General features: G+C 33.1%; 19 protein-coding genes and 1 pseudogene. 11 read left to right on the top strand and 9 right to left on the bottom strand.

Annotated features, from left to right (window positions below; all coding sequences use genetic code 11):
• Window positions 1-44: 44 nt before the first annotated feature.
• The 5 genes and pseudogenes from ACZIYX_RS14500 to ACZIYX_RS14480 form a co-directional block, all read right to left on the bottom strand.
• Complete coding sequence (locus ACZIYX_RS14500; RefSeq protein ID WP_462682970.1) at window positions 45-227, bottom strand: hypothetical protein; 183 nt, start codon at window positions 225-227, stop codon at window positions 45-47.
• 812 nt (window positions 228-1,039) lie between these two features.
• A pseudogene (locus tag ACZIYX_RS14495) lies at window positions 1,040-1,601 on the bottom strand (helix-turn-helix domain-containing protein).
• Window positions 1,602-1,824: 223 nt separating this feature from the next.
• Window positions 1,825-3,930, bottom strand: a complete 2,106-nt coding sequence (locus ACZIYX_RS14490; RefSeq protein WP_462682969.1) for a T9SS type A sorting domain-containing protein — start codon at window positions 3,928-3,930, stop codon at window positions 1,825-1,827.
• 358 nt (window positions 3,931-4,288) lie between these two features.
• Window positions 4,289-5,125 (bottom strand): DUF5694 domain-containing protein, encoded by an 837-nt coding sequence (locus ACZIYX_RS14485; protein WP_462682968.1) that lies wholly within the window; start codon window positions 5,123-5,125, stop codon window positions 4,289-4,291.
• A gap of 36 nt (window positions 5,126-5,161) precedes the next feature.
• On the bottom strand, window positions 5,162-6,451 hold the full coding sequence (locus ACZIYX_RS14480; protein WP_462682967.1) for a hypothetical protein: 1,290 nt from the start codon (window positions 6,449-6,451) through the stop codon (window positions 5,162-5,164).
• Window positions 6,452-6,653: 202 nt separating this feature from the next.
• Between ACZIYX_RS14480 and ACZIYX_RS14475 the strand changes: the two genes are divergently transcribed.
• The 3 genes from ACZIYX_RS14475 (at window position 6,654) to ACZIYX_RS14465 (ending at window position 9,117) form a co-directional block, all read left to right on the top strand.
• A complete protein-coding gene (locus ACZIYX_RS14475) occupies window positions 6,654-7,694 on the top strand; it encodes a sensor histidine kinase (protein ID WP_462682966.1) in 1,041 nt (346 codons plus the stop codon).
• Window positions 7,691-8,401 carry a LytR/AlgR family response regulator transcription factor gene (locus ACZIYX_RS14470; RefSeq protein WP_462682965.1) on the top strand — a complete coding sequence of 237 codons (711 nt, stop codon included), beginning with the start codon at window positions 7,691-7,693 and terminating at the stop codon, window positions 8,399-8,401. The genes ACZIYX_RS14475 and ACZIYX_RS14470 overlap by 4 nt, the downstream gene beginning before the upstream one ends.
• A 143-nt stretch (window positions 8,402-8,544) precedes the next feature.
• On the top strand, window positions 8,545-9,117 hold the full coding sequence (locus ACZIYX_RS14465; protein ID WP_462682964.1) for a cysteine hydrolase family protein: 573 nt from the start codon (window positions 8,545-8,547) through the stop codon (window positions 9,115-9,117).
• A 364-nt stretch (window positions 9,118-9,481) separates the two neighbouring features.
• Here ACZIYX_RS14465 and ACZIYX_RS14460 read toward each other — a convergent pair whose 3' ends face one another.
• From ACZIYX_RS14460 to ACZIYX_RS14445, 4 genes are all read right to left on the bottom strand, one after another.
• Entirely contained in the window at window positions 9,482-10,114 is a 633-nt protein-coding gene (locus ACZIYX_RS14460; protein ID WP_462682963.1) for a LysE family translocator, read from the bottom strand.
• 402 nt (window positions 10,115-10,516) lie between these two features.
• Window positions 10,517-11,062, bottom strand: coding sequence for a metal-dependent hydrolase (locus ACZIYX_RS14455; protein WP_462682962.1), 546 nt, complete (start codon window positions 11,060-11,062; stop codon window positions 10,517-10,519).
• 41 nt (window positions 11,063-11,103) lie between these two features.
• Window positions 11,104-11,865 (bottom strand): NYN domain-containing protein, encoded by a 762-nt coding sequence (locus tag ACZIYX_RS14450; RefSeq protein ID WP_462682961.1) that lies wholly within the window; start codon window positions 11,863-11,865, stop codon window positions 11,104-11,106.
• An 89-nt stretch (window positions 11,866-11,954) separates the two neighbouring features.
• Window positions 11,955-13,310, bottom strand: a complete 1,356-nt coding sequence (locus ACZIYX_RS14445; RefSeq protein WP_462682960.1) for a DEAD/DEAH box helicase — start codon at window positions 13,308-13,310, stop codon at window positions 11,955-11,957.
• Window positions 13,311-13,537: 227 nt separating this feature from the next.
• Between ACZIYX_RS14445 and ACZIYX_RS14440 the strand changes: the two genes are divergently transcribed.
• The 8 genes from ACZIYX_RS14440 to ACZIYX_RS14405 all read left to right on the top strand — a co-directional run bounded on the left by ACZIYX_RS14440 (window position 13,538) and on the right by ACZIYX_RS14405 (window position 21,717).
• Window positions 13,538-14,275 carry a hypothetical protein gene (locus tag ACZIYX_RS14440; protein ID WP_462682959.1) on the top strand — a complete coding sequence of 246 codons (738 nt, stop codon included), beginning with the start codon at window positions 13,538-13,540 and terminating at the stop codon, window positions 14,273-14,275.
• Window positions 14,276-14,410: 135 nt separating this feature from the next.
• Window positions 14,411-14,950: an NADPH-dependent FMN reductase gene (locus ACZIYX_RS14435; RefSeq protein WP_462682958.1), complete on the top strand. Its 540-nt coding sequence runs from the start codon at window positions 14,411-14,413 to the stop codon at window positions 14,948-14,950.
• 6 nt (window positions 14,951-14,956) lie between these two features.
• Window positions 14,957-16,276: an aminodeoxychorismate synthase component I gene (gene pabB / locus ACZIYX_RS14430; RefSeq protein ID WP_462682957.1), complete on the top strand. Its 1,320-nt coding sequence runs from the start codon at window positions 14,957-14,959 to the stop codon at window positions 16,274-16,276.
• Between the two features lie 479 nt (window positions 16,277-16,755).
• Window positions 16,756-17,631 carry a LytTR family transcriptional regulator DNA-binding domain-containing protein gene (locus tag ACZIYX_RS14425; RefSeq protein WP_462682956.1) on the top strand — a complete coding sequence of 292 codons (876 nt, stop codon included), beginning with the start codon at window positions 16,756-16,758 and terminating at the stop codon, window positions 17,629-17,631.
• Window positions 17,632-17,706: 75 nt separating this feature from the next.
• On the top strand, window positions 17,707-18,666 hold the full coding sequence (locus ACZIYX_RS14420; RefSeq protein ID WP_462682955.1) for a lysostaphin resistance A-like protein: 960 nt from the start codon (window positions 17,707-17,709) through the stop codon (window positions 18,664-18,666).
• A 673-nt stretch (window positions 18,667-19,339) separates the two neighbouring features.
• Window positions 19,340-20,236, top strand: a complete 897-nt coding sequence (locus ACZIYX_RS14415; RefSeq protein WP_462682954.1) for a hypothetical protein — start codon at window positions 19,340-19,342, stop codon at window positions 20,234-20,236.
• A 532-nt stretch (window positions 20,237-20,768) separates the two neighbouring features.
• A complete protein-coding gene (locus ACZIYX_RS14410; RefSeq protein WP_462682953.1) occupies window positions 20,769-21,233 on the top strand; it encodes a hypothetical protein in 465 nt (154 codons plus the stop codon).
• Window positions 21,220-21,717: a ClbS/DfsB family four-helix bundle protein gene (locus ACZIYX_RS14405; protein ID WP_462682952.1), complete on the top strand. Its 498-nt coding sequence runs from the start codon at window positions 21,220-21,222 to the stop codon at window positions 21,715-21,717. Before ACZIYX_RS14410 ends, ACZIYX_RS14405 begins: the two co-directional genes overlap by 14 nt.
• The last annotated feature ends 120 nt before the right edge of the window (window positions 21,718-21,837 follow it).

The raw sequence follows: 21,837 nt of genomic DNA, 5'->3' as shown, positions 1-21,837 counted from the left end.
TTAATTATTAATTATATTAAGAAAATTTAACTTTGAGATCTAATTTAACCTCCTACCAGTGCTTTTAAAAATAGCCCCAATTCCCATCTATCTGGGTCATTTTGAAATTCACAGTAATATATCCCATTCATATATCGTCTTACTACAAGCGAAATTCTAGGACTCACTTTGGCAAATACAATATCTCCTGCTTTGTATTTGCTTATTGTAGATTTTATTAGTTTCATGATTTAATATTAAATGGCTTCTTTTTATTTTATTTGGATCCCCAAAAGGATTAATTTATTCAATAAAGTAACCCTTGAAGATCCAAAAGATTGGTCAATTAGTAATTATAAAAAAAATAAAACCCCTATAATAACGGATACTAAAATCATACACAAGTTAGCCTTGCCTCTTGTTATCAGCTCTCTTTTGCGCTTTTGCAGCTCTTTTTTCTTTAAGATTTCTTTCTGGCGCCTTTTTACCTGATTTAGCTTTACCTTCTTTTTCTTTTGACATTGTATGGGTTTTATTAATCCTTAAACCCCAACTTATCCATATCGTTATCTTAAGACTAAAATATATTTAATTGTCCTATTGAACGTATCGAAATGTAATTGAATACTATTAATTTTACTGGTCTTCAACAATCTAAGACAGGCAATACAAATCTTAAAGATATGGATAAGGCGGGTTAAAGTGATTTTGTTTAACATATAAAGATCGCTGTTTTTAGGCTAATAAGTATTCTATAATTCTTGTAAATTATTACATATATCCCATGTTTTGCTAATTTATTTCTTTACAAACGATACTACAAACTACCAACGCAACTTTGAAATAGTTCCTTTGCAAAATGGAACCTACAGAAATAATAAAAAGGAAAGCGCACAGGATATACTTACAAAAGGTATGTTTTGTTTTTCGAGCAAAATCTTGGATAAATCAATAACCTCGGAGCAAGCTCACGAGATATGCCTTCCGAAAATATATTTTGTTTTCGAGGCAAGCCCTGGAGAATTAAAATCCACAATGTGGATTAATCTGGAATGAAGATTTAAAGATCTTCGAGATTCGACTTTTTTTTATTTTTTAATTGCTTATAAAATGTAGGGGTTAATCCTGTTACTTTTTTAAATTGACCCGACAAATGAGCGACACTACTATAATGCATTTTATAAGAAATTTCGGTAAGATTTAAATCATCATAGATCAGTAATTCTTTTACTCGCTCTATTTTATGCATAATAATAAATTGCTGAATGGTAATACCTTTTACTTCAGAAAACGTATTAGCCAGATAGGTGTAATCATATCCTAATTTTTTCACTTATATAATCTGAGTAATTTACTTTTAATAATTCATCTTTATAATGAACCATATCTGTTATTACATTTTTTATTTTTTCAATCAGGATACTCTTTTTATTATCTAGTACTTCTAACCCAGATTTCATTAAATTTTGCTTTAATATACTTCGTTGTTCTTTGGTTATATCTTCTAATATTTCTACCATACCAAGTTCTACGACAACATACTTAATTCCTATTTTTTTTAACTCCTCTTTTACCATCATTTTACAACGAAGGCTCACCATATATTTAATGTAAATTCTCATGATTAATAAAAGGATTGTTTTCTAGTATCAAATAACATAAAGTTTTAATCGCTCTATTTATAGATATATGTTTTAAAGATAATACTATTAATACAAAATATACTTTTATACCAGTTCTTAAATAAAATGGTATTTACTATTCTTTCTTTATAAAACAAAAAAGAGGCTGTCTGTAGAGACAGCCTCCTTAATAGGGCCAATTTTATTATTAATTATTTAAAAATTATTTTACAAAAATCTTTTGTGTAAGAGTTTTTGTACCAGTAGTTACTTGTACAAAATAGATACCTGTAGATAATTTACTAATATCTATCGTTTTTCTTGCTGCACTTCCCGGAGGTGTTTGTAACTCTATAATTTCTAATGTTCTTCCGTTCATATCTTTGATAGTGATTGTAGAAGAAGACTTCACATTATTAATTTCGAGATTTAAAAGATCTTTTGCAGGGTTAGGATATACTGTAAAGCTTAGTCCTCCTGCTGGTCCATCTTCTTTAAATGCAGTGAATGCTCCAGCACAAGGTCCCAAATTTTTCCATCCTGTAGCAGTTTTTTCATATAAGGAACCATTATAGGTTACTTTGTCTCCTACATTATATGTCTGAGAAGAACTATATGGTGCTACTCCTGCACAAGGATCGGTTGTTGTGGTACAAGGTCCTAAATTAATCCATCCTGTGGCAGTTTTTTCATATAAAGAGCCGTTATAGGTTACCTTGTCCCCTACATTATATGTCTGAGAAGAACTATATGGTGGTACACCATCACAGTTACCACCCCCGCTACTACAGTTTCCTGAAGAGTTGTACGTGGTTTGACCACAAGCAATAGTAAAGTTATCTACCGTATCTCCTCCTGAGGCTTTTTTGGCTTGCCATGCACTACCTACAGTAGTATTTGCATTGTACGAACCACCGGCATTGGCAGATCCTTTTAAAGAATTGTTCTGGAAATACTCTAAAGTACAATCTGTATTATTGGTAAAGGTTACCGATATAGCATCTCCTGTGTTACATCCACCACCATCACAAGATTGTAAACAACCAGATCCCGCAATATAATTACGGATAACATTAGCTGGTTGTGAACCAAATCCTTTATTAAAATTCACTCCAACGCTGGTTTTTGGGCAATAGCTCATAATAGTTCCCCCACCTGCAGGATTCCCTGGCAACGCACAACTTCCTCCGTTTGGAGATTCTGTATACCCTGCACATCCATCTATTGCGGTATTATTTCCGTTCCACACACATGCATGTGTATGATATGACCCCACATTATGCCCTGTCTCATGCGATATTAAAAAAACATCGAAAGAATAGGTAGGTATATTTTGATAATTACCTTGGATACCAGAAACTGCTGCTTTTCTTGATGAGTTGCACAGGGTTCCTATTCCTCCGGCTACTCCTCCACTAAAGCTATAATTTACCATGTGCGCTAAATCTCCATTAATACCATTTTGGTTTTTATAATTAATATAGCTATCCAAGCTATTATTGCTAAATGGCTGGTTAGAAGTCCAGGCTTTGGTACCCGATAATTTAATAGATATCTGGTCATTGGCATATAGTGCTGCTACTTGGTTAAATACCGCTTCGATATAGTTAGTAGCTTGTTGTGCCCCTCCTTTATCGTTAACAATATCTGTGCAGATGTCAAAAAACATTTTCACACACTTTGCAGCAGCTTTACTTTGTGGGTTATCCGCCAATTCTTCAATAGTGTACCCTCCTTTTTCCATATTGTCTTCTACCTGACAAGAAAAACCATTCAAATGACTAATTTCCTTATCTTTATATAGAATATGGCTCTTACTGTTTTTAACAGGTCCAACTACCATATTACCGTCCTGGCCATCGACACTAATAAAACCAGATACCTTATCTTCATAAAAACTTAGAGCAACCAACGAATTAGGCTGGCCTTTTACCACACCCCGATAGTGTGCGATATCATCACGAGAAAGTGCCTTGCCAGAAGGCATATCTATAGCCGAAAAATCATCTGTTCTGATACTTACTTTAACAAGGTCTAGTGACATTGCTGATTTTTGACCAGGAATACTAAAATTCATAGTATTCGGGTAATTACCTTGTAAAGACTTCATTTTGCTCTGATCTAAAGAAAGCAATACATAATCCTTAAGTTCTTTAGGAACCTGTATGTTACTTTTTTGTTGATCAATGGAAGTGAAGAGTTTGGTTGTTTCAAAATTGGATCCCAAAGATTTTTGTTGGGATACTAATTCGCTGGGTTTTTGCAGTTGAGTTTGTGCAAAACTGATTACCGTCATAAAGGCTATGACGATTGTTAAAATACGTTTCATTTTTTAGGTTTTAAGTTTTGAATATTTACGTAGTTATAATTCTGGCCCCATAAACCTTCCTCAGTAAAAATTCAAAATCGTTTGTGTATCACAAACTTACAAACTTAATATCATCTTTAAAAAAATATTAATGATTATTTACAAATTATGTACAATTGTTAACCATATATAAACATATAGTTCGTTTTTTTAATTAAAACTCATTCATTTCGTTAAACAAATACACATAATACTATTTTAACTTTGAAATAGTATAATTTACTTATAACCCAAAAAAGAACAGGGTAAAACTTCGGCAGATTCAGTTTGGCACTTCGATTATTTAATTTAACAATTCGGCAAGCTCTTTATAACAATTTTATTTCTTTGCATGCAGAATTTGATTGATATCATAATACTCCCAGTCTGCCCTGTCTTTAATAAGATCTACCAAAATATCTTTGTGTCCTGCTCCATAAATAACCAAAACCCTATCCTTTGGAGTTACAATCCTGTTAAGGTTGGTAAAGATTTTTAAGTTTCTGAAATACCATTTAGAAACCACATCGGTACCGATATAATTGCCCTCTTCACCAAAAGACACCAAATGTTTTAGATAAAATGTTTGGTTATAATTTTTGTCAAAATCTTCAGAATTAGCAAACTTTACAATATCCAGAACAGATCCTTTCGATACTGTTTCTGTATGCTTTTGCATACCGCTAATTAGTTTTTCAAACTCTTCTATCTGCCTGTTTTGATTATGCTGTTTCGCATAAGCTATTACAGAATCCATATCAAATTCTGTATGGGCATCTATTGGGTATACTTTATCGTTCCCCATCCTTTTTGCTAATGGATATGATATTTGAACAAGCTCGCTGGGGAGTACCCATTTATCTTTTTCTTCTATCTCTTTTTCCAACATATTGTTCAGGTATTTTTTATAGTATACCTCGCCCCACAACGTATCTCCCAGTGGTTTTTCTACCGCAATCTTGGTTGGTTTAAACGTAACTATAAGATCCAGGAGTTCTTTTAATTCTGCTTGTCTTTTGCTGGAGTAGATATTACCCATATCCATGTTTACTGCATCTGCACCGGGATTATGTAAATGCACCATGCCCAAAACACTAATAATCGGTTTTTGTTCCTGTGCTCTACACGAAATACCAATTGCTAATAGAAAACTTAATGCTGAAATAAGGTTACGCATAATTGTATTGTTTTAAAATTATTGAATAGGTGTATATTAGTTTTTGTTTGGTGTTACTCTTTGGTCGATAGGCAATATGAGTTGATAATCATACCCATCGATCAGGCTCTTTATTTTGTGATAATCACCGTTTACCGGTAGTGCTATTCTGCCTTCCTGAACATCTTTGCGTATAGTTTCTAAATCAATGATGGTCCACTGGTCTCGTTTTGCAAGGGACATAAAATCTTGCAGGCGTTTATAGTAAGAAGCATATTTTTCCAAGTAATCCAATTCTTCTCCTTTTTCATCAATATAAAACCGATGCCATGTATTAATAATAGTTGCTTTAGTACTATTTTCTTTTGCAAGTTGAGTTACAAGATTTCCGAGGTCATAGCATCCACCTGTTACTATTTTTGAGGCATGTAGATTTCCGAATTTCAAGAATACTTTAGGTTTTAATTCTGTTTGCGTTGCTTTTTTATAATTCATTAAAAAATTAGCACGCATATAACTTATTCGATCGGCATGCGAATCCTGTCGCCAACGGTTATATATATCCCAACTAATTTCTAGATCTTTGACCATCTTTTTGGTGTCCTCATTTTCGCCAAAGCGACTTAAGTACCGTTGCACGGCGGGTTCTTTTTGGATTTCCTCAAAAATATTAATATTAGAATCCCGTATCGTATCTTTTGCATACCACGAGGCAATTATTGCAGAGGCTTGTTCTTTTTCTGATTTAAGAATTTCATAACCCGGGTCATTTCTAACAAAAGTGAGCAGTTCATCCATGAAAAACAATGCAGATGAATAGTATTCCTGATCAAGTCCCCAGATATTCATATCCCGTTCACGAATAGCCTGAAGAAAATGGGCATCCTCTACACCGTCAAAAAAAGGAATTGGAATCTGGTGATCTTCTTTAAAAGCATATTGTGCAGTAAACTGTTTCATACTTTGTACTGTAGATGATGGTGGTGTACTAAGTTCTATCAGCTTTTTTGCAGAATAAGGCCCCACTTCAAAAGCAGTGTGATTAAAGCCTGCCTTATATAGCATCGGAATAAGACTAGTTATCAATTGTGAGGTAGCTTTTGAGCCATGCCGTTCTCCGAACATCACAAACTGCGATTTAGAAATAATACGCTCTAATATTGCACGGCCTTCTCCTGTAATAGTAGTATCTACAACTTTAAAATAGGTCGCTTTTGTTGCTATATAAGAGGAGTCTATAACGGGTATGGTAATTCTTTTTTCAATATCCGCAATATTTATATTTTCTGGTTCTTTTTTACAAGACAATAACATGGTTATCATCATTAGTATAATAAATGGCTTCATAATCCTTAATTTTTGAAGCAAAATAAAAGCATCCTGCCTAAAAAAAACGCCCGTTTACACCTACCTTGCTATTTGCCGGACAAACGGCAATCAAAACAGTCTTTTTTTATTTGGTTGTGCAGTTTGCCTTGTTGGTACACAAAAAATGGCTGTTGCAACCAAAAACATATAAATTAACTGTTCAAAACACTATTTTTGAAGCATGATCGAATATAAACATCGCTATAAATACCATTTTTTTCTTGGTATATTAATTATCCTAATGGATATATATGGGGACTATATATATAAACCAAGAAGTAACTGGACAGAATATTTTAGCTACCCCATGTTTTTATATACTATCGCTATGTACATTACTTTTTTTAGCATTTATGTGATCAATTATAAAGTATTATGTCCTTTTATGCTTTCGAGAAAGCGTGTTGTACCATACATTTTGGGGGCAATTGTTTTGGTTTTCTTATATGCCGGTATTCGGTATTTGCTAGAAGAGGTTGTATTGTATTCTATTACCGGGCTACATAACTACGGTGACAACTTTAGGTATTTTGGATACTATGTATTTGATAATTCTTATTACGCCTCAAAAAGTTTATTATTTAGCACTGCCATCTACCTGTTTTTTAGATTTGTAGATCATAAAGATGCAATCCATCAATTAAAAATTGAAAATCAAAAAGCAGAAGTTACTTTGCTTAAATCTCAATTAGATCCTCATTTTTTATTTAATACCCTTAACAGCTTTTACTCTGATCTAATCCTAGAACAACCAAAAATAGCAGCAGATATCCACAGGCTTTCGGATTTACTACGATTTGTAACCTATGAGGCAAATGAGGATAAAATACCTTTAGAAAAAGACCTTAAATTTATTACAGATTATCTTTATTTTTATAAAAAACGGTATGAAGATAATCTGGCAGTTGAATATAAGGTACATGGTAGTGTTACCAATCAAAAAATACCTGCCATGTTATTAATTCATTTTGTAGAAAACGTATTTAAACATGGTATTGTTAATGATACATCTGCCAAAGCTACTATTACCATTACTATCTATCCGGATGCCATTGAAATTAATACCAGAAATAAAATTGCGGCTTCAGAAAAATATACAGAACAAGGTATCGGGTATGCCAGTATATCCCGAAGGCTAACTATTCTTTTTAAAAATGATTTTACGCTACTTAAAAAAGAAGAAAATTCTTATTTTGAGGCGTACCTAAAAATACCTGTATGAGTACACCAATACGTTGTCTTATTGTAGATGATGAACCCCCCGCAATACGTTTGCTGGAAAACTATGTAGGTAAAGTTCCTTTTTTAGAACTTACTGCCACTACCACAAAAGCATTAGAAGCGCTTCAATGTATCGAAAACGGAGAAGTTGATTTGGTTTTTCTGGATATACAAATGCCCGATCTGTCGGGCATACAACTATCCAAAATTGTTAAGGATAAGGTACAGATTATTTTTACTACTGCCTACCCGCAATTTGCATTAGAGGGGTATGCCCTAAACGCTGTGGACTATTTATTAAAACCTTTTGAGTTTGAGCGTTTTTACCAGAGTGTTCTTAAAGTAAAACAAAAAGATACGTTACCTACCGATAGTATTGCTACGAAGGAGTACTTATTTGTAAAAACCGATGGTAAAAACAACTACGAAAAAGTATATCTAACTGATATATTGTATATCGAGGGACTAAAAAACTATATTGCTGTTCATTTACCAAACAAACAAATCATAACCTACAGCACTTTAAAACATATCGAAAGCGTTTTGCCATCTGCTATCTTTACCAAAATCCATAAATCTTACCTTGTTGCGATCCCGCATATACAAAAAACAGATTCGTTTCATGTATACATTAAAGATACCCCCATCCCGATAGGAGAAACATATCGTAAAGATTTTTTTGAGCAGATTAACAAAAAGAAATTATAATCCCGCTATTGTTTCGACATAAAATTTATATTTGAAACATCCTGTGTATTATATGGTATTTGCTTCATAAACCCGGGCGACTAAGATCCCTTTAATAAGAAGGTAAAATGCAACATAAAAAGTAGTATAAACAATATATATCTATGAAATTATCCAAAAGCGACTCCCCTGCCCTGCTGTTAATCGATATACAAAAAGGCTTTGAAGAGGTAGCCTATTGGGGCGAAGAACGCAATAATCCAAATGCAGAAACAAATATGGAAAAGCTACTGATTTTTTGGAGAGAAAACAACCTACCTGTATTTCATATACAACACTGTTCTGCCAATCCTGCATCTCCCCTATCTAAAAATAACACAGGCAATGATTTTATGGATTTTAATACTCCGTTATCGCAAGAATCGGTTATACAAAAAGAAGTAAACAGTGCTTTTATCGGTACCGATCTTAAAGAACAGCTGGAAAACAAAAATATAGATACTCTGGTAATTATTGGGCTTACTACCGATCATTGCGTATCTACCACTACCAGGATGGCTGGTAATTTTGGTTTTAAAACCTATTTAGCAGAGGATGCAGTAGCTACTTTTAATAAAGCAGGTGCGAACGGACAAAAATATAGCGCACAATTAATACACGATACTGCTATAGCCAGCTTAAAAGACGAGTTTGCCACTATTGTATCTACCGATCAACTTTTACATTTATTATCCTAGGTTTACCATAAAGATATGTCGAAAAGCCTGCTGTCCTAAAAGCTATCTCTACAGAAAATATAAAAATCTCCAATATACCTATAGATACTTATCATCTACAGGAAACCGAAAACTTATACCTATGGGCACAAGAGGATAAAAAAGCACTATTAGGAATTAATCTGGATTGGCAACAATATGTAGAGGATATTACGGTTCGTGCAGCTGCATTGCGACATGCACAATCTTTATGGATACGAAGAAAAACCAGACAAGAAAAATCAAAACAGGCCTGGAGAAAAAAATTACCCCTTGCCTATGCTTTGCGATGCAAGGTACTCCGATATCTATGGATATTGGCAGCTATCTACCCGACTGGCAATAGTTATTTTTTCATTAAAGCGAGTTTTATCCCAAGAGCGACAAAAATTCCGCCGGTTATTTTGTCCAACCACATTTTTATTTTATAATTTTTTCTAATTCGGTTAGATAATTTTGAAGCGAATAAAGCTAAAATTAAACACCAAATTGTTCCGGTAAGTAAAAATGTAATTCCTAAAATCAAAAAGGGAAGTGAATTTTGCACATAATTTGGGTCAATAAATTGTGGTAAGAAAGCTAGAAAAAATAATGCTACTTTCGGATTCAAAATATTGGTCATAATTCCCGAGAAGTATATTTTTTTATAATTCACCGTACCATTTTCATTTTTCAATTCAAATTTTCCTTCTGCTTTTTTAAAGATCGTTTTAAGTCCTAAAAAAACCAGGTATGCTGCTCCTAAATATTTTACTATTTCAAAAGCCATTGCTGATTTAGCAAGTATAACCGATAATCCTAATGTTGCAAAAATAATATGAAAAACCGCTCCTGTAGATATTCCTAAAGCAGATAAAACACCTGCTTTTTTTCCTTGAGCAATACTTCTGCCAAGTATATAAAATGTGTCAGCTCCTGGCGTTAAATTCAAAATCAATCCAGCTATTAAAAAAGTTTCAAAGTTTATTATTCCGAACATAATCTTTTAGGTTTGGTTTTATGGATAGTATAAGGCTATAACATTTATCTGCTGCTGTGTATAACTGGAAAAACACCTTAAATTCATCAATAAAAAAGGTAAAAATACGAAGCAGCATACCATATTTTATCTCAATCTATAAATATACTCTTTTATCAACATGTCAGGTACTGTATTTTTTCAAATAATTTTAAATTCCAGTTCATATTCTTTCCTGTCAAACCTCATTTTGAAACCTGCAAAGGACACCTTGGTAGTCTCTGACCTGATATAGAGGACTTCAGAGTACATCTTGATGTTGTCCAACCTCATCCAAGGAGCGTCGTAGTTTAAAAATGAAGCCCCTAACCTCGTTCAAATACTGTCGGGGTTTAAAAAAGAACTTTTGGAGAGTAAGGTGTTTTAATTTGGTTTATGCAGATGTTTTTTAAAAGACCTAATTAGAATCATATATATACTTGCTGGTATTGCTACCCAGATCAATTCACTTAGGAGTACTTTAACACCCCAAATACTAAAAAAATTGCTGGCACCAATGGGAGAAACCTGAATAGGTCTGTATGGTAAAAAGTATCGGGTGTTATCAAAAGGGGAGAAGAACGCAATACCTAATCCTCCTGTAGTCATAGCATCGAGAATGCCGTGAGAAGCCGTGCAAATCATAAAATAAAGAAGCAAAGCAATCCCGGTTTTAGAAAAGAACTTATTGGTATAAAAAGCAAAAGTAAGTACCACTGCCAAAATCCATGCGAATACTAAAGAGTGTGAAAATCCCCGATGTCCCCAGAAATCTTCATAAGCAATACCAAACTTAAAGCCTAGTACATCTGCATCTGGCAGTATTGCACAGAATATACCTAATAGCCAAAGTTTTTTAGAATATACTGCTTTAGAAAAACTTTTGCCAAAGGCATAAGCAACAAATCCGTGTGCAAAAATAGAAGCCATTGATTATATGTGGGTTGTTTGGGCTAAATTTAAAATAATTATTACTTTTTGGAAGAAGTTCTGTTCTGCTTTTTATTTCGAACATAGATAAGTTTAGAGCGCCCTTTTGCGGCTTCGCGCTGCTCTATTTCAAAATGTTTGATAGATTGTATTAAAGGGGTTAATTTTTGAAAACCATAGTTTCTGGAATCAAAATTGGGTTGTTTTTTTTGTAACAAGCTACCAACATCTCCCAAAAAAGCCCAGCCATCATCGTCTGCTACATCAGATATGGTATGCGAAATTAATTTAATATCTTTTATAGTAATTTTATCTATATTGTTTTTAGGCAAGGGTTTACTATCTGTAGATTCAGATTCATTTTCTTCTGCCTCGTATTTAAGGATTTCGAGATAAATAAATTTATCGCAAGCTGCAATAAACGGGTTAGGAGTCTTTTTTTCTCCAATTCCAAAAACTTTCATTCCGGCTTCTCTAAGCCTTGTGGCCAAACGGGTAAAATCACTATCGCTGGATACCAAACAAAAGCCAGTTACTTTTTCAGAATATAAAATATCCATGGCATCTATAATCATTGCAGAATCGGTAGCGTTTTTACCTTTTGTATATCCATATTGCTGGATAGGGGTAATAGCATTTTCTAAAAGGATTTTTTTCCACTTTGCAAGATCTGGTTTTGTCCAATCCCCATAAATTCTTTTGATGGTTGGATTGCCATATTTTGCAATTTCTTCCATCATTTCTTTTATATAGGCGGGTGGTATGTTGTCCCCATCGATCAATACGGCAAGATTCAAATCCATAAGAAAGAATTATATGTTTTTTAGTAATTTAATGATATTGGCAATAAAGAGATTTACACTATTTTGCTGAAAGTAAAAAAGTAATTCTATTATCGCTTCTTGTTTTTATTTTTCAAGTTATGTATTTTATCTCCTTTTGTTTTTGGTTTTTTGTATTTCTTTTTAATTTCTCTTTGATAGGAACCACCCAAATTTACTTTTTTGTTTTTTTCTTTCTTTTCATGAAACGAAGCTCCTACCTCATCATTAGGGCGTTTATGAGGATTGTTTATTTCCATAACTTTTGGTTGCTCTTCTGGAGTAAGTTGATCCGAGATTTCGACACCATTAGGAATATCCAATTGCTCGATTTTCATTTCCATTAAATTTTCGATAGCATCCAGATGTTCTTGTTCTTTTTCTGTAGTAAGCACAAACGAAACACCTTCTTTTTCTGCACGCCCTGTTCTACCAATACGGTGCATATAATTTTCGGGATATTCTGGGGTATCCAGATTAATTACCTGGCTTACATTTTCTATATCCAATCCCCTTGCCATTACATCGGTAGCAATCAAAATTCTATTTTCTCCTTTTCTAAATTGCTCTATACTTCGCAATCTGTAGTTTTGGGTTTTATTGGAGTGGATAATACAAATTTCTTCTTTGTAATTTTTTTCTAATTTCTCAAACAAACGATCTGCAATCTTTTTATAGCCAACAAAAATTATGGTTTTATGAAAAGTCTCGGTATCGGCAAGTAAATGCTCTAACAGGTTTACTTTTGTATAAAAGTTAGGCACTTTATAACCATATTGTTTAATGTTTTCCAGAGGTGTTCCACTTTTTGCAACAGATATTCTTTGTGGGGTAACAAATATTTCAGAAATCATTTGATCTACATCTTCTGTCATAGTAGCAGAAAACATAATGTTTTGTCGTTGCTGCGGAAGGATATCAAAAATATTCATTAATTGATGTCTAAATCCCAGGTCCAGCATTACATCCACTTCATCTATTACTAGTTTTTGAACCGATTTAAGTTGTAAAACTCTGCTTACTGCAAGATCATATAAACGACCAGGTGTAGCAACAATAATATCCAATCCTTGCGCAACCGTTTGTTTTTGAGTGTTTATATTGGTACCGCCATACACTCCTGTAATACGCATATTAAGATAGACAGATAATTTTTCGATTTCGTCCACTACCTGTACAACAAGTTCACGGGTGGGGACCAATACCAATACCCTTGGATTATCTTGTACAGAATATTTGAGCATCCTCAAAATAGGAAGCATATAGGCATACGTTTTACCGGTACCGGTTTGTGCGATACCTACCACATCTTTACCAGACATTACCGGTGCAAATGCTTGCTCCTGTATGGCAGTTGGAGTATCAAACCCTAAATCATCAAGGGCGTTAAGGAGTTGGGTACTTAAATTTAGATCTCGAAAAGTCAATTTGAATATGTTTTTTGATATTACAAAGGTAGCCTTATTTCTGGGATTCGATTCACGTAATTTATAAGAAATGATAGGATTACCACTAATAGAGTATCTGCAATGAATAAAATATAGAAGTGTCAAATTATAACTTGAACCTTTTTTGAAAAGATTTCGATTTAATTTTGAGTATCAATTTAAAATCATAAATCATGTTATTTATTAAAAAAACATCAATTTTTTTTTTGTTAAGCATACTAATACTTTGCGGCTTAATCTCATGTAATAAGGATTCATCTGCAGAGGAACAGATACCTGAAGAAATAATGGTTGAAGATTTTGCTAATATGGAAAAAGATCCAAAGTTTAGAGAACACATAAAGAATATTGCTATTACAATAAGCCATATCAATGATTATAGCAAAGTATTACAACTTTTGGAAGAATCTGAGCTAAATAATATGCAGCAAATCGAATTGGCTGTAGCTTTGGGATTTGAAAATGTTGTACAAATGAATGCTGTTTATGATCAACTTAATGAAGAATGGGAACAGTTAACGCAACGTTTTGATCTAATAAATCAAGATGTTTTAATTATTGGTAGACTAATGCATCAAACCCTTATGGAGATTAGGTACAACCGGACCAATACAGCAGGTATACTAAGAAAAGATTATACAAACGAGGAAGTACATTGCTTTTTTGAAGTATGCGATCCACCAAGACAAGCTATATTAAAGCCTTATACCAGAGAAGTAGATAGGTGTGATGAAACTTATGGTTCGTTAGGTGAGGGAAGACCGGCATTTATAATATGCCATAGAAAGGCAAGACAACGATTTTCTGCATTACTCCGTCAATCCGAAATTAATTGGGTTTGTTGTATTTATAATGATTGTGACTTAGGGGATGATCCTTATCCAACCGTTGAGGGGGCTACACCTTTTGACTACTCACAATGCCCAAATATTCCTATTAGTTAATTATTTGAAATTAAAAGCGTGTGGCTTTAGCCTTTAAGAATACATAAAACACCTGTTTGTAAGTATAACAATAGGTGTTTTTACATTAAGATTTACCTTGATTTTGGTTACTTTTGATTTCTAAATACAATAAAAATGAAGAAAATTCTTGCCTTTGCAGGTTCTAATAGCAGTACTTCTATCAATCATAAACTGGTAGAATTTGTGGCCTCACAAATAAAAGGACATGATATCAGGGTTATTGATCTTACCCATTATCCAATACCAATGTATAGTGAGGATGAAGAAAAAAACAATGGTTTCCCCGGGATGATTATGGGACTAAGACAGGAGATTTCTGAGGTAGGTGCTTTGATTATTTCTGTAAATGAGCATAATGGTAGTTGGAGTGCTTTTTTTAAAAATGTAATAGACTGGTTGTCCAGAATAGATCGTAATTTCTTAGAAAACAAGAAAATTTTGTTAATGAGCACTTCTCCCGGAAAAAGAGGAGCAGTAAGTGCATTAGGATTTGCCAAAGAGGTATTGCCCAGATTTGGGGCAGAGATTACAGATAGTTTTAGTTTTCCTTCTTTTTACGAAAATTTTTCGGTAGAATCCAATACAGTAACAGATGAAACCCTTTTATTGGGATTAAACGAAGTTCTAAGTACTTTTGCACATCAAATTGAATAGAGGAAGGTGCGAAGTAGTAAAGAATACGTTTTAGAAAATCCTTTAGAAGTTAAAATCAAATTGTTGCATTGGGCACAACAATTTGAAGAGGTGGTATGGTTAGACTCTAATAATTATGAACAAAAATATTCTAGTTATGATGCGGTTCTTGCAGTAGATGCTTTTACTGCTATTAAAACAGATTATCACCATGGTTTTGATAAATTAAAAGAGTATCAGGAACAAACTCTGGATTGGATTTTTGGTTATCTGTCTTATGATCTTAAAAACGATGTAGAAAATTTGACTTCCAAAAACCATGATGGTCTTGGTTTTCCGGATTTGTATTTTTTTCAACCGAAAAAACTTTTTCTACTTAAAGGTAATACTTTAGAGATTCAGTATTTAAGGATGGTAGATGACGAAATAGAAGAAGATTTTGAATCTATAATTACTATTAGTACAGAAGAAACAGATATTTTTGATAAAGATATAGAACAACCATGCAGAAAGATAAAAATAAGACTGCGTATTACAAAAGATATATATAAAGAAAAGGTAAATCAAATGCTTGCCCATATTCATAGAGGGGATATATACGAAGCTAATTTTTGTCAGGAGTTTTATGCACAAAATAGTTGTATAAACCCTTTACAAACCTATCGCCATTTAAACGCTATTTCAACCCCGCCCTTTGCTGCTTTTTTTAAGACAAACCATTGTTATTTGTTGTCTGCTTCACCAGAACGATATTTAAGAAAAGAAGGTAATAAAATAATCTCTCAGCCCATTAAAGGTACTGCAAAGAGATCTTTGGATATTAAAAAGGACAAAAAATTAATATCCGGGCTTATTAATGACCTCAAAGAACGATCAGAAAATATTATGATTGTAGATTTGGTACGAAATGACTTATCCAGAACAGCAATAAAAGGATCTGTTAAAGTTGAAGAACTGTGTAAAGTATATTCTTTTGCTCAAGTACATCAAATGATTTCTACGGTGGTTTCTGAAGTTGATAGTAAGGCTTCCCCTGTAGATATTATTAAAACTACTTTTCCAATGGGAAGTATGACCGGAGCCCCTAAAATATCTGCCATGCAAATTATAGAAAATCTGGAAGAGTCTAAAAGAGGTTTGTATAGCGGAGCAGTAGGGTATTTTTCGCCAGAAGGGGATTTTGATTTTAATGTTGTAATTAGGAGTATATTATATAATGAAAGAAAACAATACATTTCTTATACTGTTGGGGGGGCAATAACAGCAAAATCAGATCCGGAGAAAGAATATGAAGAATGCTTGCTTAAGGCAAAAGCTATGCGTGAGGTATTGGAAAGGGGGATGTAATTTTTGAGTCAGTGAGTCAGTGAGTTTTTTTTAATACAAGACAATCCTGGAGTTAGTACCTTTACTTGGATATTTTTAAAACAGCCTTCAGCATAAAAATTATGCATTTGCACTTATGAAAAAAAGATTTTATAGTAAAGAGTTTAAATTTCGAGCAATTTCATTAGCTATTGAACGAGGCAGTATTTCTGAAGTTGCTAAATAATTAGATATTCCTACAGATTTATTAAGTAGATAGAAACGTGAATACAAAGTTAAAAACTCCACGAATAAGGGACTTTAACCCCTTGGGGCATTCAAATTATTGAACTATATTTACCATTCAAGGCACACGCAAGGTGCATAAGTAATGGCAGGCAATGTGGTAAATTTAAATGTTTGTAGCCCGCTCAAGCTACGTAGTGGTTTGATAGGAAAGTACCACGCAATCTGCCTCTATTCATACAATTTACCGTTAGCCGTAATTACAAGAATCCAAAATGATATTAAGAACTCAATATCCAAATAACGAAACAAATAAAGAGATTATTCTAACATCGTCAATTGTTGGGATTTTGTTATATCTTCTCTTAATTATTTACCAACCATTCGGAACAAGTCAGTTTGAACATTCATATAAATATCTACTACTCTTTCCTTATGCTGTTATTACTGGTTTTTCATTTTGTTGCGTCAATTTATTACTACTCAAACAAAAAAGAGAATGGACAATCGGTTTGGAACTGTTTAATACTTTTTTGATTTTATTGTTGATTTCTTCTTTATCGTATTTATACAATACACTTTTTTTGAGCAAAGTAAATCTTTCATTTGAAAACTATTTGTATATGTTTGCCTATACTTTAGCTTTGGAACTACCAGTTGCTGCTATATATATATTGGCGAGATATATTTATCTCAATAACAAAAACAAACCTTTTAAAAACACAATTATATCTAGCAATAGATCTGTTATCAAATCCGAAAATTATATTGAAATAAATGAAAGCAACCTAAAACAAAAGTTGCGTATCGTTTCGGACTATGCCAATTTTAGTTTAGAAATACAACAGGAAGATTTTGTTTTTGCAGAATCGGCTGATAATTATTGCATCCTTTACTTTTACAATAATGATATACTTCAAAAGGAAATGATACGAATTTCATTGACCAAACTATTGAACCAAATTCAGACCGATACTATAAAAAAAGTTCATCGTTCATTTATTGTTAATTTAAAAAAGGTAACAAAATTTAAAGGAAACACTTCCGGATATAAAATCTCAATAGAAAATATTGAAAAAAAACTAACTATTTCAAGAAATTATATCGATTCGATTTTACCTGTTTTAGAAAACCTTGCTGTTCATCCCTAATTTTTGTCAATCACCACTTTGATTTGGTTTGTAGTTTTTACTTGTTCTAATTTTGAAAGAAAAATAAAAGCAATTATGAACAACAGACTACACTATTTTTTAGTTTTTATTGTTGGATTTGCAATTTACTTTTGTATTGATACAAATCTCTTTTCATCTATACAAAAAGAAGTAACATTACTCACCCTATCAAAAGCAATAGGGCATATCGTTGCATATTCAATAACTCTAATACCCTTGTTTATTACTGTAGCGATTTTACAGAAAAGCTATCTAAACATTCTTGAAAAACTAGGTATATCCAAAAGTTTGTCTATCGGAATTGCCTATGCATTTCTTGCTACCTTACCAATGCTAACTGCTTACTCGATAAAGTTCAATTTAAATAAAGAATTGTCGTTTGACACAATCATTATCAATACAATTTCATCTGCATTTTTTGAAGAAATCATCTACAGAGCATTTCTATTTGGTATGTTATACAGATTCACCCTATTAGGGTTTTTACCATCTGTTTTTTTGGGTTCATTATTATTTGGAATAGCACATTTATATCAAAGCACCAATATCAATGAACTCGTAGGAATATTTTTGCTTACATTTATTGGTTCTGTTTTATTTGCATGGATTTATTCAGAATGGAAATTCAACTTATGGACAGCGATTTTTCTTCATTGTTTAATGAATTTTTATTGGTTAATTTTTGATGTAGACACTAATGCACTTGGGGAAACTTATGCGAATATTTTCAGGTTTTTAACCGTCTTCTTGGCTATCTTCGGAACGATTATTTATAAACAGAAAAAGAAAGTGCCTTTTGAAATAAAAAGAAAAACGTGGTGGATGAAATCAAAAAACTATAGCTATAGCCTGGCAGAACATCGCCATTACAACTGTAGAAAACCTAAAAAAGAAATTGCAAAAACATTACATGGAAACAACAGACAAGATTTCCTGTTTGGACTACAACAAAAACTCAAAAGTTATCAATTCTTCCAAAGAAACATAAAAGCTTGTGACAAAAAAATCGAGTAGTTTATCACACAAGAAATCAAACAATACTCCGAAAGGGAAAAACCAAAAACAACAGATAAACCATATAAAAAAATCCGTAAGAATACTCCAAAAATTAAAGATCTAACCCAAATAGCTTTTAGTTATTTTAACGATGTAGATCTTTTTGCCATCAAAGGATTGAGTCACCCTTCGACTCTAAGTATAATGAGCGAAAAAGATCCTGATGGTTTTGAGAATTTCAAAACAGCAAAGCATTTTAGTTCTTGATTGAGATTGGCTCCCAGTAACAAAGTATCAGGAGGAAAAATATTAAGTAACCATGTACCCAAAGGAAGTAACAGGCTCAAAATTGTACTAAGACAGGCAGCAAATGCTATTGGAAATTTAAAAGACTCACACCTTTCTGACTTCTTTTAGAAGAGTGGCTTACAGAAAAGGTAGACACTCTGCTGTTAGTGGTACAGCCAGAAAACTAGATGTAATTATATAAAATATGATTACTAAAAATATACAATATCAACCCCCAAAACAATATTTGTTTTTAGATCAAAAAAGAAAAATGGGACTCGTTAAAAAAATTAAAAAACAAATCGATAAATTTGATTTGAGACCTGATGGCTTAGAACTTTATAACAACCTAATAATCAGTAAACAAAATTGGCGTTAGTGAGAATTAGAAAAACGAAATTCAATGAAAAAAGTGAAAAACATAATAATCATATTTCCAATACTTTTTGTAACTATAACTGCTTTTGCACATCCGACTGGAAATATGATAACTGTTGGAGATAATGCTCTTTGGTCTTACATAAACCCAATTAACGATCCAAATCATAAAGCGTGTATAATGATTTGGAACAAAAATTCAAAACCTAAAATATTTATACAGTCTGAATATTCTGCAAGTGATTTTATGCTTTACAACAACCATAACGAAATCTACATTATAGAAAGAAGATATTTGCAGACTACGCAAGATTTTGAAATTAGAGTCCTGAAAACCACAATAGATACCAAACCAAAAGTAATCTGGAATTGGTTCAAAGATAAATGGCGAATTGGAGAAGGCGGTTTTTTTATGCTTTCCGATAGTAAAATGGTTTTTGGCAAGTATCCTGAAATATATAGTATAAAAAAAGGTGAAATCCCGATAAAGTATTTTGAGTTTGACCAACCGATTAAAAGAATAAGGGCGATTGAAAATAATCGAATCCTATTATTGGGTAATAACGACTGTTATTTAACCCAACAAAATGGGATCATATTGAAACAATGGAACGAGTTGGCAGATAATCAAGTAAAAAATGCACCTTTAAACAGAAACCAAATATTTGATGCAGATTACAAAAACGGAAAATTACTTCTTGCTTATTGGGGTAAAAGGTCATTTGAACTTATTGATGAAACTGGAGAACAACAAAACATACTTCAGCAATCAGAACCTCTAACACCTCATTGGGTAGCTTTTTTAGGTAATGAAAAACTTATGTTTTCATCCAAACTGGTTTTTAATGGTAGCACACCTAAACCTTATTTGATTTCACTAAAAGGAAAAAATGACAAAAAAGTAATTTGGAACGAACAATAAATAACTACCGCCAGTCGAGTAGCCCAACGCGGTAATTAGTTAACGTATTAAGCCTCTCACAGCTCTACTGAGTTTACCGAAGTACCACCTGCCGTACGGGTCTTGTAACAGGCGGTTCACCAAATCAAAGTTTGTTCCTTATTTAAGTAGACCATCAATAGGAACGTATCCTTTTCTCTTAAGTCTGGATATAGTAATGGTAGTACCTGGTATATAACTTTGAGCTACTGCCCAATTTCCCATTGGTGTTCGTATTCCTAAGAACCAACCACATAGTCTGGCTTACTTCAGTGCATGGGTTACTCCAAAACCACCTTGCCACTTGCTTTGCTTACAGACAAGGCTACGCACATGAGGGACTTTAACCCTTGGGAATTTCTGATTATTTGAACTATATTTACCATTCAAGGCACACACATCATGCTGTACATTCAATTTGGCAAATAGTTTGTCTTCGCTATCGCTGCGCAAACGATTTAATCAACCACGCTAAGGGTGAGTTTAATACAACGTTAGGTCTCATTAAAAAGAAATGACAGGTAAAGAGGAACACATAAAAACTAAAGTTGAAATTCTAAAAAGTGAATTAAAAGAGCTTATTGGCTTTTTCGAACAAGAGCTTGACTATAATAAAATGATATATCAATACTGGAGTGCTAAGGATATTCTTGGGCATATTACTTTTTGGCATGAGAGTTTTGCAAGAAATATTTCCGATTTAGGAAAGAGTATTAAACCAAACCCCTTAAAAGGAAAACTATCCGAAGTGAACAAGCTAAGCGTTGAATCTACAAAAAACAACTCAATAGAAAATTTAATTAAACGCCTGAAAGATGCTCAGAACACAATTGAAGAATTTATATTTATGGATAGAATAAATCTGATACCTTACAAGAAAGGGTCTCGGGATTATTCACGGACAGAGCATTTGGAAGTAGTATCAAACCACATACACAAACACCTTAAGGATATTTATAATAAATATGGCACGACCTAAGAACAAAACTGAATTGCTTACTTTGGGTAAAAAGAACTTTGAACTTCTAATGGGTTTCATTGCAGGCTTTCCAAAAGAAGAACAGAATGCAGAATTCCCGAAAGGAACAATGAATCGAAATATTCGAGATGTACTAATGCATCTTCACCATTGGCATTTAATGATGCTTGATTGGTACACGATAGGAATGAAAGGAGAAAAACCCGATATGCCAGCCAAAGGGTACACTTGGAAAACAACACCCGAATTAAATAGATGGATTTGGGAAAAGTATAAAGATACGCCCCTTGAAGATGCAAAGAAGAATTTTAAATCAAGCTTTGAGAAAGTCAGGAACTTAATTAAAAAACATACCAATGAAGAACTGTTTGAGAAGAAAAGATACAAATGGACTGGTACTACGTCATTGGGAGCATACCTTGTCTCAGCGACATCAAGTCATTATGACTGGGCGATTAAACTGATTAAAAAAGCGAAGAAGTGAAACAGTAGGAAAAGGGGAATTTCTCCTCTAAATCTCTCACAACTCTACTCCCAATGATAAAACATATTTGGATAATCTCCTGTAATACGTCTTAACCATTTTACGGCTGAGACCCGGCTT

This window comes from Aquimarina sp. (assembly GCF_977115655.1).
This window is presented reverse-complemented; position numbering and strand designations above follow the sequence as displayed.